Origin of the sequence: Streptomyces spinosus (assembly GCF_020400655.1) — a bacterium.
In the GTDB taxonomy this organism is placed as follows: Bacteria; Actinomycetota; Actinomycetes; order Streptomycetales; family Streptomycetaceae; genus Streptomyces; species Streptomyces argyrophylli.
Map to the genome: position 1 here is coordinate 1 of NZ_JAINRC010000015.1, position 11726 is coordinate 11726.

Consider the following 11726-nt stretch of genomic DNA (forward strand, 5'->3'; position numbering starts at 1 on the left):
GGCCCCCGCCGCCGCCCCCCCCGGCCCCCCGGCCCCCGCCCCCCCCGCCCGCCCCCCCGGGGGGCGCCCCCCGGCCCCCGCCCCCCGCGGCGCGTCCTCCGTCTCGCTGCGGGCCTCGGCCCGGGACGACAAGGGGGGAGCGGTGACGCAGGAGATCATTCGGGCCGTGGCGGTCCGGTGACGCTCCCGGGCGCGGACGTGCCGACGACGCCCCGGACCACGCCCAGTTCCACCAGGTCCTGGGGACGGACGCGCAGCTGGTCCGCGGTCGGGCGGACCTGCTCCGGCGGGCGTTTCAGGATGGCGGCCGCCAGTTCGGGCGCGATCACCGAGAAGTAACTGTCCGGCGTCGCCCAGGTGTTGCCGGGTGCGGCCAGCGCGAGGGCGCCGCCGGAGCCGCCCTCGCCGATGACGAGGGTGGTGATCGGCACCCGGGCGGCGGCCACCGCGCCGAACACCCCGGCGACGGCCGCGCCGACGCCCTGCCGCTCGGCCTCCGCGTCGTTCGCGGCACCCGGGGTGTCCACCAGCGTCAGCACGGGGACGCCGAGCCGGTCCGCCAGCCGGATCAGCCGGGCGGCGGTGCGGTACCCGGCGGGGCGGGTCGCCGTGCCGGTCTGCGCCGCGTACGCCACGGTACGGCCGTCCCGCTCACCGAAACCGCACAGCATCCCGCCGGGATCGGTGCCCCCGCACCGGTCACCGACGATCGGCAGCCGGTCGTCGAAGTAGGCGTCCAGGTAGGCCCGCGCCCGCGGCCGTCCGGCTGCCCGGGCCCGTTCGACGGCCTCCCATCCGGTCCCGGCCGGCCCGCCCGGCCCGAGCGCGTCCGGCACGGGCGCCGGCTCGGGCGGAGTGGGGCCGTCCGGCGCGGTCCCCGCCCCGCGCCCGGCCAGCAGCCGCAGCCACCTGCCCAGCACCCCCTTCAGCTCGGCCGGTGCCACGATCGCGTCCGCCGAGCCCGCCGCCAGCTGGGACTCCGCCGTGTACGCGGCCGGGTCGGCGTCCGGCGGGCGGACCCGGGAGCCGGCGAAGCCGACCTGGGCGCCGGGGAGGGCCAGGACGACGTCCGCGCCCGCGCCGAGGGTGGCCCAGCCGCCGCCGGTCGTCGGGTCCCGCAGGACCGCGATCTGCGGCAACCCCGCCTCGCGGGTGAGCGCGGACTGCCGGGCCACCCGCTGGAGCTGGGTGAGCGCGAGCATGCCCTCCTGCATCCGGCTGCCCCCGGTCGCGATCAACGGCACGACGGGCAGCCGGTGTGCGCGGGCATGGGCGTACGCCGCCTCCAGCCGGTCCCCGGTGCGCTCGCCCAGCGAGCCGCCCAGGAAACCGAACTCGAAGGCGATCAGCACGGCCCGGGTGCCCGCGACGCGCGCGGTGCCGCAGACCACCGACTCCGCCTCGCCGGTGCGGGCGGCGGCACGGGCGCGGGAGGCGTCGTAGCCCTCCCAGCCGAGGGGGCCGTCGCGCGGTGACTCCCGGGCCGGCGCGGGGAGTTCACGGAAACTGTCCGCGTCCGCGACCAGCGCCAGCGTCTGCCGTGCCGTGAGCCGCTCAGGCATCGGCCAGGGCCCGCTTCATGATCTTTCCCATGTCGTTGCGGGGGAGCGCCCGCAGGTAGCGGACGACCCGGGGGCGCTTGTGCGGGGCCAGCCGCCGGGCCACGTGGTCCGCCAGCTCCTCGGCTCCCGGCGGACTCGCCGCGTCCGCCGGGACGATCCAGGCCACGATCCGTTCGCCCAGGTCGGCGTCCGGCTCCCCGGTGACCGCAGCCTCCCGCACCCCGGGGTGCTCCAGCAGCGCGTTCTCGATCTCACCGGCCCCGATCTTGTACCCACCGCTCTTGATCAGGTCGGTGGCCTTGCGGCCGACGATGCGGACGTAGCCGTCGCTGTCGCGTACGGCCATGTCCCCGGTGCGGAACCAGCCGTCGGCGGTGAACGCGGCGGCGGTGGCGTCGGGCCGGTTCAGGTACTCGGTGAACAGGTTCGGGCCGCGCACCTGGATCTCCCCGACGCTCTCCCCGTCGTACGCGGTGATCTCCGTGCCGTCCTCCTCGACCAGTCGCAGTTCCACGCCCGGCAGCGGCACCCCGACCGTCCCGGGCCGGGCCTCCCCGTCGGCCCGCACGGCGGTGTTCATGAGCGTCTCCGTCATGCCGTACCGCTCGATCACCCGGCGCCCGGTCGCAGCCGCGATCCGCTCGTGGTCGTGCACCGGCAGCGCGGCCGAGCCCGACACCAGCAGCCGGGCCCCGGCGAGCGCCCTGGCCAGTTCCGGGTCGCCGGGCAGCGCCTCCGCGATCCGGTGGTACATCGTCGGCACCCCGAACAGCATGGTCGCGCCCGCGGTCAGCTCCCGGGCCACGCCCTCGGGGGAGAACCGCCCCAGGTGCCGCACCGAACCGCCGCGCCGCAGCGGGCCCAGGACGCCCAGCACCAGCCCGTGCACATGGAACAGCGGAAGCCCGTGCACCAGCACGTCGTCGCCGGTCCAGCGCCAGGCGTCGGCGAGCGCGTCCAGGGTGGCGGCGAGGGCCCGGCGGGGGAGGACCGCGCCCTTGGGCGGGCCGGTGGTGCCGGAGGTGTAGACGATCAGGGCCGGGTCGCCGTCCTGGGCGCGCTCCCGCGGGACGGCACCGGTGGCGGAGGCGTCGACGTCGATCCGCGGCAAGTCGCCGAACACGGGCGGCAGTCGCGTGCCGGGCGCGGCGAGCACCAGCGACGGCGCGCTGTCGGACAGGATGTGCGCCAGCTCCTTCTCGCCCGACTTGGGATTCAGCGGCACCGCCGCCACCCCGGCGAGCAGCGCGCCGGTCACCGCGACGGCGGTCTCCAGCTCGGCGGTGGCCCACACGGCGACCCGGCCGGAGCCCTCGATCCGCGCGGCGAGGGCACCCGCGGCGCCCGCCAGCCCGCCGTACGTCAGGGTCCGTGGCCCGAACCGCAGGGCGACCCTGTCCCGGACCTCGTCCGGGGGGACCCCCTTCTCGCTGCGCTCACCTGGACCGTCCGTCAGAGCGGGAAAGAGGGAGGACACGCGGCGCACTCCTTACTGTCGGACGGTGCCGACTGCACTGTCGGACGGTGCCGACTGCCGGGGACGACAGCACCCTTCCTACACCAGGACCCGCGTCCCGACGACCGCGCTCAGATCGGCCGCGAGCCGCAACTCCACCGCCCGCAGCGCCGGATGCTCCAGCCAGTGCAGCCGGGCCCGGTCGACCCGGCCCTCGTGCAGCGGCGGCCATCCGGCCGCGGGCGTGAAGTCGTCCACGACGACCGTGCCGCCGGGCGTCAGCAGCCGCTCCACGTCGGCGGGCGCGTCCCCGGGCGCCTTGCCCTGCCCGCCCCCGTCGAGGACGAGCAGGTCGAAGGGGCCGCGCTCCTCGATCCGCCGCCAGTCGCCGGTCAGCACGGCGACCTCGCGGCGGCCGGCGAAGACCTCGGCGGCGCGCCGGGCCCGCTCCGGCTCCCGCTCCACGCCGACCAGCTCCACCCCGGGCGCGGCCCCCGACGCGAGCCAGGCCAGGCCCACGCCGAGCCCGGTGCCGGTTTCCCCGATCCGCAGCCGGGCGCCGCCCGCCAGCACGCGCAGCAGGCGGCCATGTTCGGGCCGGCAGGAGAAGGGGAAGCCGTGCGCGCGGGCGGCGGCCAGGGCGTGCCGCACGAGCGGCGGCAGCCCGTCCGCACCGGTGTACGCGTCCGTGCCGTCCTGTGCCATGCGGCCGGTTCTAGCCGACGGCGGCGGCCGGCCGGGCGGATTCCACCACATCGGCCACGGCACAGCTGACGTTGTCGGGGCCGCCCGCCGCGTTGGCCGCGCCGATCAGGGACCGTACGGCGGCCTCCGGGTCGGGTTCGGCGGCCAGCAGCTCCTCGATCAGCGCGTCGGGGACGACCCGGGTCAGCCCGTCCGAGCACACCAGGTACCGGTCCCCGTCCCGGGCCTCCCGCACCCGCAGGTCCGGCACCGCGGGCGCACCGGAGGTGCCCAGCGCCTTCAGCAGCAGGGCCCGCTGCGGATGGCTCTCGGCCTCCTCCTGCGTCAGCCGTCCCTCGTCGATCAGCGACTGGACCACGCTGTGGTCGTGGGTGATGCGGAACAGCCCGCCGTCCCGCAGCAGATACGCCCGCGAGTCCCCGATGTGCACGAGGGCCAGCTTCGACCCCGTCCACAGCAGCGCGGTCAGCGTGGTCCCGCTCTCCCCGCCGTCCCCGTCCCGCGCGAGGTCCTGCACGGCCTCGTTCGCCCCGCGCACCGCCTCCTCCAGCAGGTTCAGCACACTGCCGGCGGCCGGTTCCTCCGCCTCGTCCAGGAACCTCAGGGCCGCCACGGCGGCACGACTCGCGGGTGCGCCCGCCGGGCCGCAGCCGTCGGCGACGGCCAGCAGCCTGCGGCCCGCGTACACCGTGTCCTGGTTCGCCGGGCGGACGTGCCCGCGGTCCGAACGGGCCGCGTAACGCAGTTCCAGCATGGTGTGTCTCCCTCTCGGTTCGCCGGTCAGCTCCGCGACGAGGAACGCGGCGAGGTCCCGCCGTACGGCCGTCTCCGCCTCCACCCGCGCCCAGTACGCCCGGATCTCCCGGGCCGCGTCCGCCGCGTCCAGCGCGCACACCGCCCGGATCCGCGCCAGGGGCATGCCCAGGCGGCGCAGCCAGGCCACGAGCCGGGCCCGTTCCAGCTGGGCGAGGGTGTAGTAGCGGTAACCGGTGTCCGGGTCGACCCGGGCGGGCGGCAGCAGGTCCAGCTCGTCGTACAGGCGCAGGGCCTTCGGTGACAGCCGGCTCGCCTTCGCGAACGCCCCGATGGTCAGCAGTTCCATGCGCACCTCGCCGTCTCGTCGTCCGCCACCGATGCTGGGGCTTGACCGAAGGGGAAGGTCAACAGGGGTGTCCCGGTTCCCCGGCGCTTGTTAGCCTCGCAGCCGCACCGACCGTCGAACCCGCGTACGACAGGAGTCCGCCGTGCCCCGCATAGCCCTCGCCACCTACGACCCCGGAGCCGGGCCGAGCAGGGACACGGACCTGCCGGCGCTGGTGCGGGCGCTCGCGGACGCCGGTGCCGAGGCGGAGGCCCGGCACTGGGACGACCCGGCGGTGGACTGGGCCGGGTACGACCTGGTCGTCATCCGCTCCACCTGGGACTACAGCTGGCGGGCCACCGAGTTCGCCGCCTGGGTGGACCGGGCCGGCGCGCTGACCCGGCTGGCCAACCCGGCCCCGGTGGTGCGCTGGAACGCCGACAAGCGGTACCTCGGGGAGCTGGCGGCGGCCGGCGTGCCCACCGTCCCCACCCGCTACCTGGCCCCCGGCGAGCCGGCCGGTCTGCCGGCCGGGCACGAGTTCGTGATCAAGCCGACCTCCGGCGCGGGCGCCCGGTTCGCGGCCCGCTACACGCCCGCCGAGCACGACACGGCGGTACGGCACCTGGCGCGGATGCACGCGGAGGGCTTCACCGCGATGGTGCAGCCGTACATGCCGGGCATCGACGTGCGCGGTGAGCGGGCGCTGCAGTTCTTCGGCGAGCGGCTGCTGCACGCCAGCCGCAAGGGAGCCGTGCTCTCACCCGGCACCCCGTACGACGCCGACAAGGTGGCCCACCCGGACCTGGAGCGCTGGCGGCCCACGGAGGCCGAACTGGCCGTGGCCGAGAAGGCGTTGGCGGCCGTGCCCGGCGCGCACGCGCTGCTGTACGCGCGCGTGGACCTGGTGGACGGCGAGGACGGCGAGCCCCGTCTGATGGAACTGGAGCTGGTGGAGCCGAACTTGTTCCTGTGGCTGCACCCGGACTCGCTGCCGCGCGTGACGGAGGCGATCCTCGCGGCGGCCGAGGGGGCGGCCACGACCGCCCCGACGATCGCCTGAGCCCGCACGCCCGGCGCTCAGGGAAGGACGGCCGTCCGCTGGAGCAGCCCCCAGGTGAACTCGGCGACCACCTGCCGCCGTACGCCGTCGCGGTCGGGGGCGGTGAGGGCCAGCCCCCACCGGGTGGGGGCGGTGCCCTCCAGCGGACGGGCGGGGGCGAAGGCGCGGGCGGCCTCGTCCACCGTGCAGGACCAGGGGGTCAGGTCCTCCAGCGTGCGCAGCTCCGGCGCCGGCGCGTCCGGCGCCCGCACCAGCCACTCGTTCCAGACCCCGCCGTCGGGCCCGACGAGCACCTCGAAGCGCAGGGCGGGCCAGAGCGGCAGGGCCCACCGCCGGGCCTCGCAGTCGACGTCGCCCAGCCGGCGGGGCACCACGGACTCCGGCTCGCCGAGGACGGAGCGGTAACGGGCGGCCGCGCTCCGGGACCGTGGTGAGCGGACCATGGCCTGCCACCGCTTGTTGGCCTCCCGCATGTCCGCGATCGAGGCGCCCAGCCGCCGCCGGGCGTCCGCCACGAGGTCGGGGTTGTGGTCGGCCATGCGGCGCAGGAGGACCAGCTGGAAGTCGAGATCCATGGTGTCCATGGTGCCCGTGACCACAGGGGCCGTTCCCGACCCATTGCCCGCGCCACCCGCCATGACTAGCCTGTGTTCGTCATGCCGATCGTCTGTTGAAATCTCGAACGCAGACACCAGACCAAGGGAGGGGGCCAGACGTGGGACGCCTTGTGCCTGCCGTGACCCGGGCTCTCGACATTCTTGAGCTGTTCCTCGACGGGGACGGGACGCTCTCCGCCCCCGACATCGTGCGCAGGCTCCAGCTGCCCCGCACCACCGTGCACGAGCTGGTCACCACGCTCGCCGCCCGGTCGTACATCGTGCAGGTGCCCGGACAGCCCGGACGGTACCGGCTCGGCGTGCGCCCGTACCAGCTCGGCAGCCGCTACGCCGAGCAGCTCGACCTCGCCGCCGAGGGCCAGCAGGTGGCCCGCTCCGTCGCCGAGACCTGCGACGAGACGGTGCACGTCGCCATCCTCGAGGGCACCGACGTCATCTACATCGCCAAGGTCGACTCCACGCACGCGGTCCGCATGGTCTCCGCCGCCGGCCGCCGGCTGCCCGCCCACTGCACCTCCGTCGGCAAGATGCTGCTGGCCTCGCTGCCCGAGCCGGAGCTGACCGCGCGGATCCCCGACGGCACCGAACTGGCCGGGATGACCCCGAACAGCATCACCGACCCGGCCGTCCTGCGCGAGGCCCTCGCGGACATCCGGCAGCGCGGGATCGCCGTGGAGAACCGCGAGTCCAACCCGGACGTCTCCTGCGTGGCCGCGCCGGTCCGCGACCGCACCGGACAGGTCGTGGCCGCGCTGTCCATCTCCGTGCCGATGATCCGCTGGAGCGAGGAGCGCCGGGCCGAGCTGGAGCAACTGGCCGCGAAGGGCGCGGCGGAACTGTCGGAGCGGCTCGGCCACCGGAGCGCGGCATGACGGCGTACGAGGTCGCGGTGCGGGCGGAGGCCACCCTCGGCGAGGGCCCCACCTGGGACCCGGCGACGGGCCGGCTGGTCTGGCTGGACGTCCTGGGCGCGCGCCTGCACACCTACGACCCCTCCTCCGGCCGGCGCACGATCCGTACCGCACCGCAGCACATCGGCGCGGCCAAGCCCCGGGCGGGCGGCGGCCTGGTGCTCAACCTGCGGGACGGCGTGGGCCTGCTGGACCCCGACGACACGTTCCGCTGGCTGCACCACGAGCCGGTCGCCGGGCGCCGCGCGAACGACGCGGCGGTGGCGCCCGACGGGTCGCTGTGGGCGGGCACGATGCGGTACGACGAGGCGCCCGGCGGGGGCACGCTGTCCCGGCTGACCGGGGACGGGTCCGTGCGCACGGTCCTGGCGGACGTCACGGTCAGCAACGGCACGGGCTGGAGCCCGGACGGCCGCCTGATGTACTACGTCGACAGCCCCACCCGGCGCGTCGACGTCTTCGACCACGACGAGGACGGCATCCGAGGGCGCCGCACGCTGGCGGAGATCGAGGAGGGCGCGGGCTTCCCGGACGGGCTGACCGTCGACGCGGAGGGCTGCGTGTGGGTGGCGCTGTGGGACGGGGGAGCCGTGCGCCGCTACACGCCCGCCGGTGAGCTGGACCGGGTGATCACCCTGCCGACGCCCCGCACCACGGCCTGCGCGTTCGGCGGCACCGGCCTGACCGACCTGTACGTCACCACGGCCCGCACGGGCCTGCCGTCCTCCGACCCCCTGTCGGGCTCCCTGCTCGTGGTGCCCGACGCCGGAAAGGGCCTGCCCCAACCACCGTTCGAGGGCTGAGCCCGGCCCGGGGCCGACCGGGCGGTTCCCCAGGGGCGCGGGGAGCCGCGCGATCAGCCGCCGCGGCCCCGCGGCCGGCGGACGGCACGAGCTGCCCGGCGTGCCCTACAACCCCGCGGACCGCCGCTCCTCCCGAGTCAACGGCGGAGCGGCGAGCGCCGGTCTCAGGGGTCCCGCCACCGCCGCCACCACCACACTCGGCGCCAGCAGCACCTCCGCCCCACGCTCCAGCGCGGTCACGTCGGTCACCCGCCGGGCCACGCGCCCGTTCCCCGCGGCGGTCCGCAGCAGGCGGCCGACGTACGCGGCCAGCACCCGGTCCCGCAGCGTCGGCCCCTTCTCGGTCGCGCCGGGATAGAACACGTCCGCCCCGACCGCGAGATCCCATGCCGCCCGGACGGTCCGCCCGACCGCCCTCTGCGCCTGCCGGGCCAGCCCCCGGCTCCCCAGCCCCCGGCGCCGCACCACGTCCCGCACGGCCAGCGCCGAGCGCGCGGCCACCGCCATGCCGTGCCCGTACACCGGGTTCAGCGCGCACACCGCGTCGCCGACGACCAGGAAGTTCTCCGGCCACACCGGCATCCGCTCGAAGAAGTGGCGCCGGTTCGCCGTCGTCCGGGTGACCGCGACCTCGCCGAGCGGCTCCGCGCCCCCGCCCAGCAGCTCCCCGATCAGCGGATGCCGCAGCCCGTCACGGGCATAGCGCTCGAACCCGGCGGCACAGGCGGGCGGTTCGTCACCGCGGCCCCCGAACAGCGTGACGATCCACTTGCCGTCCTCCACCGGCATCAGCACGCCCCCGCGCCCGGTCCCCGAACCCCGCGGATCGGGCTCGATGTTGACGACCGGGAAGCCGGCCCGCGCCGCCGCCGGCGCCCGGTACAGCCGGCTGGCGTACACCAGCCCGGAGTCGACCTCCCGCCGCTCGACCGCGGGCAGCCCCAGCCCGGTCAGCCACCCCGCCGCCCGCGAGCCGCGCCCGGTCGCGTCCACGACCAGGTCGGCCGTCAGCGTCCGCTCGGCGCTGTCGTGGGCGCGGACGCGCACCCCCGTCACGGCGCCGCCCGTACCGGTGAGCCCGGCCGCCTCGCCCCGCTCCAGCGAGATCCGCCCGTCGGCCAGCACCAGTTGCCGTACCACCCAGTCGAGCAGGTCCCGGCTCGCCGGCAGCATGAACGCCGACTCGGCCCAGCGCCGGTACCAGCCGTACGGCGACAGCGCCACCATGTCCGTGGTCATCGGCACCCGGCTCACCCCGGCCGCGCGCAACCGCCCGATCGCCCCGGGCAGCAGCTCCTCCAGCGCCCGCGCCCCGCCCGACCACAGCTGGTGCACGTGCCGGGCCTGCGGCAGCCCCTTGCGGGGCACCGGCCCGTCGGGCAGCGCGTCCCGCTCCACCACCGTCACCCGGGCGCCGCCGGCCACGAGGGCGCGGGCCGTGAGCAGGCCGGCGAGGGAGCCGCCGAGGACGACGGCGGTGGGTCTGTCCTCAGTCATGAACGGCGACGCTCTCTGCTGGGACGGCCGCACGCGCGCGCACCGCCGCGATGTCGTCGGGACGGCGGAGGGCCCGGGAGACGGCCCCGATCTCCTGGAGCAGGTTGGTGGTGTCCGGCCCGGCGGCCGGCTCGGGCGGCTCCGGCGTACGGGCCTTGGTCTCGACGGCGTCGAGGATGCTCACCGCCGCCGCCAGCGCGCGGGCCCGCTCCGGCGGGTGGCCGAGCCCGAGCGCGGCGTCGTGGGCGCGCCGGCCGAGCCCGGTGTCGATGTGCCGGGCCAGCGGCAGCAGCACGTCCCGGATGAACGTCTCGCGCCGGGTGAGCCGCAGTTCGGGCGTGGCGCGCAGCACGAACGGCACCCCTTCGCCGTTCGCGGTGCGCATCAGCTGGTACAGGGGCCGCAGTTCGCGGTGGGCGAGCCGGACCCGCCAGCGGTCGTGCAGGTACTGGCCGGCGTGCGGCAGGATGAAGCCGACGGCGATGAGGATGGCGGAGAGCGCGGCCACGGGCGGGGCCAGATTGGTGCTCAGCCAGTCCAGGTCCCGGCCGAACCAGCGGGCGACGACGGCGGTCAGCTTCACCGCGTCGAAGATCAGGTTCAGCACGTAGCCGGCGCCCAGCAGCTTCAGGCCCCAGCGCAGCCAGGCGTCCAGGCCCTCGGTGCGCACCCAGTTCCAGATGAGCCGGGAGGTGATCAGGCAGGCCACGGCGTGCGCGACGAGGTAGAGCAGGATCTCCTCGCGCATGAACGGGGTGGTGGCGTAGTGGGTGTCCAGGTCCCGCAGCCGCTCCTCGGGGGCGTCGGCGAGCAGGAACAGCACCCACAGGGCGACGATCACCCCCGAGTACACCGAGATCACCCAGCGCATGGCGCGGCGGGTGGCGGCCGAGCGGTCGGACAGGCCGTTGCGCCAGGTGATGATGAGCAGCAGACAGGAGCCGCAGAACGCGGTGATCAGCGAGTAGCACCAGGGCGCCGAGATGTTGGGCACGCCGGTCAGCCGGTTGACCCAGGCGATGATGGACGGGGTGCAGAACACGAACACCGCGCAGGCGAGCAGCAGCAGTCCGCCGACCGCGCGCAGCAGCGGGTCCCGCCACAGCCGGATGATGGTGGGCAGCTTGATCACCAGGGCGGCGGTGAGCACGGCGGTGGGGATCCAGAAGGAGATGTAGAACTCGCCGAGGAATCCCGAGGGGTTCAGCGCCAGCCGGGTCACCGTGCCGTTCCTCCACGTCCCCGGTACCCGAGGGACCGCTGCACCGGGTCCGGCGGGCTGGTGCGGCTCCCCTCGAGGTGGCCCCGGAACAGGGTGGCCAGACGGTGCCCGAAGTCGTCGGCCTCGGCCTCGTCGGTCTCCCGGGAACCGTCGCGGGCGGCCACGGTGAGGGCCGCCTCCCGCCAGCCGGGCGTGTCGGTGAGGGCCCGGGCGGCGGCGGCCCCGGCCAGGTGGTGGTGGCGGTGCCCGGCGTGCAGGTGCCACAGCTCGTGCCCGAGGATGACCAGTTGCTGCACGGCCTCGGCCCGCTCCTCCACGATGACCAGGTCGAAGTCGGCGAACTCGACCCACAGGCCGGTGACTTCGATCTCGTCCGGGAAGCGTTCGAAACGCAGCTCCACCGGGCGTCCGCCCCGCAGCGCGCTCATCTCCTCGCACAGCGCCCGGCACAACGCCGCTGTGCCGTCGGGCGGTTCGGGCCGGGCGCGGACGGCGGCGGCGAGGTCGCCGGCCAGGGTGCGCATCGCCGCGCCGGAGCCGGAGCGCCGGGTGCGGGCTGGGCCGGAGCGGGAGCGGCGCAGTCGTGAGACCAGGCGTTCCGCCTGCTCCCACGCGCCCCCGAAACTCATCTGTCTCCCTTCCCGCCGCCGGTTTCGGCTGGTCCGAGCGTACGCGCCCGGGTGTGTCCGCGTCATGCGATCCGGCGGCTGTCGTTCAACAGGGAACCACCTTGGCGGACGGAAGCCGACCGGTCGAGGGCACGGCCCCCGGGCACGGCACCCTCACCGCCGTACCGGAACCGCCGTCCT

At 75.9% G+C, this 11726-nt stretch carries 11 protein-coding genes; 3 read left to right on the top strand and 8 right to left on the bottom strand.

The window, feature by feature from the left end; all coding sequences use genetic code 11:
- Positions 1-155: 155 nt before the first annotated feature.
- The 4 genes from LG395_RS27235 to LG395_RS27250 form a co-directional block, all read right to left on the bottom strand.
- A complete protein-coding gene (locus tag LG395_RS27235; RefSeq protein WP_225811546.1) occupies positions 156-1562 on the bottom strand; it encodes a carboxyl transferase domain-containing protein in 1407 nt (468 codons plus the stop codon).
- Positions 1555-3039, bottom strand: a complete 1485-nt coding sequence (locus LG395_RS27240) for an acyl-CoA synthetase (RefSeq protein WP_225811547.1) — start codon at positions 3037-3039, stop codon at positions 1555-1557. Before LG395_RS27240 ends, LG395_RS27235 begins: the two co-directional genes overlap by 8 nt.
- Positions 3040-3117: 78 nt before the next feature.
- Positions 3118-3723, bottom strand: a complete 606-nt coding sequence (locus LG395_RS27245; protein WP_225811548.1) for an O-methyltransferase — start codon at positions 3721-3723, stop codon at positions 3118-3120.
- Positions 3724-3733: 10 nt separating this feature from the next.
- On the bottom strand, positions 3734-4825 hold the full coding sequence (locus tag LG395_RS27250; protein ID WP_225811549.1) for a MerR family transcriptional regulator: 1092 nt from the start codon (positions 4823-4825) through the stop codon (positions 3734-3736).
- 142 nt (positions 4826-4967) lie between these two features.
- Between LG395_RS27250 and LG395_RS27255 the strand changes: the two genes are divergently transcribed.
- Positions 4968-5867 carry an ATP-grasp domain-containing protein gene (locus tag LG395_RS27255; RefSeq protein WP_225811550.1) on the top strand — a complete coding sequence of 300 codons (900 nt, stop codon included), beginning with the start codon at positions 4968-4970 and terminating at the stop codon, positions 5865-5867.
- 17 nt (positions 5868-5884) lie between these two features.
- Here the strand turns inward: LG395_RS27255 and LG395_RS27260 are convergent, their stop codons facing one another.
- Complete coding sequence (locus LG395_RS27260) at positions 5885-6442, bottom strand: hypothetical protein (protein WP_308071359.1); 558 nt, start codon at positions 6440-6442, stop codon at positions 5885-5887.
- 140 nt (positions 6443-6582) lie between these two features.
- Here LG395_RS27260 and LG395_RS27265 point away from each other — a divergent pair, with 140 nt between their 5' ends.
- A complete protein-coding gene (locus LG395_RS27265; RefSeq protein ID WP_225811552.1) occupies positions 6583-7356 on the top strand; it encodes an IclR family transcriptional regulator in 774 nt (257 codons plus the stop codon).
- Positions 7353-8198 carry an SMP-30/gluconolactonase/LRE family protein gene (locus tag LG395_RS27270; protein WP_225811553.1) on the top strand — a complete coding sequence of 282 codons (846 nt, stop codon included), beginning with the start codon at positions 7353-7355 and terminating at the stop codon, positions 8196-8198. Before LG395_RS27265 ends, LG395_RS27270 begins: the two co-directional genes overlap by 4 nt.
- Positions 8199-8303: 105 nt before the next feature.
- Here the strand turns inward: LG395_RS27270 and LG395_RS27275 are convergent, their stop codons facing one another.
- From LG395_RS27275 to LG395_RS27285, 3 genes are read right to left on the bottom strand one after another with little or no spacing between them, the layout of a single operon-like run.
- Positions 8304-9695 (bottom strand): NAD(P)/FAD-dependent oxidoreductase, encoded by a 1392-nt coding sequence (locus LG395_RS27275; protein ID WP_225811554.1) that lies wholly within the window; start codon positions 9693-9695, stop codon positions 8304-8306.
- The gene (locus LG395_RS27280) at positions 9688-10917 is read right to left on the bottom strand and encodes an MAB_1171c family putative transporter (protein ID WP_225811555.1); all 1230 of its coding nucleotides are present in this window, start codon (positions 10915-10917) and stop codon (positions 9688-9690) included. Before LG395_RS27280 ends, LG395_RS27275 begins: the two co-directional genes overlap by 8 nt.
- A complete protein-coding gene (locus tag LG395_RS27285) occupies positions 10914-11546 on the bottom strand; it encodes a toxin-antitoxin system, toxin component family protein (protein ID WP_225811556.1) in 633 nt (210 codons plus the stop codon). The genes LG395_RS27280 and LG395_RS27285 overlap by 4 nt, the downstream gene beginning before the upstream one ends.
- Positions 11547-11726 lie beyond the last annotated feature (180 nt).

Excerpts from the sequence above, each read along its gene's own strand:
- LG395_RS27235 (WP_225811546.1), bottom strand. The coding sequence starts at position 1,562 with ATGCCTGAGCGGCTCACGGCACGGCAGACGCTGGCGCTGGTCGCGGAC.
- LG395_RS27245 (WP_225811548.1), bottom strand. The coding sequence starts at position 3,723 with ATGGCACAGGACGGCACGGACGCGTACACCGGTGCGGACGGGCTGCCG.
- LG395_RS27250 (WP_225811549.1), bottom strand. The coding sequence starts at position 4,825 with ATGGAACTGCTGACCATCGGGGCGTTCGCGAAGGCGAGCCGGCTGTCA.
- LG395_RS27260 (WP_308071359.1), bottom strand. The coding sequence starts at position 6,442 with ATGGATCTCGACTTCCAGCTGGTCCTCCTGCGCCGCATGGCCGACCAC.
- LG395_RS27270 (WP_225811553.1), top strand. The coding sequence starts at position 7,353 with ATGACGGCGTACGAGGTCGCGGTGCGGGCGGAGGCCACCCTCGGCGAG.
- LG395_RS27275 (WP_225811554.1), bottom strand. The coding sequence starts at position 9,695 with ATGACTGAGGACAGACCCACCGCCGTCGTCCTCGGCGGCTCCCTCGCC.
- LG395_RS27285 (WP_225811556.1), bottom strand. The coding sequence starts at position 11,546 with ATGAGTTTCGGGGGCGCGTGGGAGCAGGCGGAACGCCTGGTCTCACGA.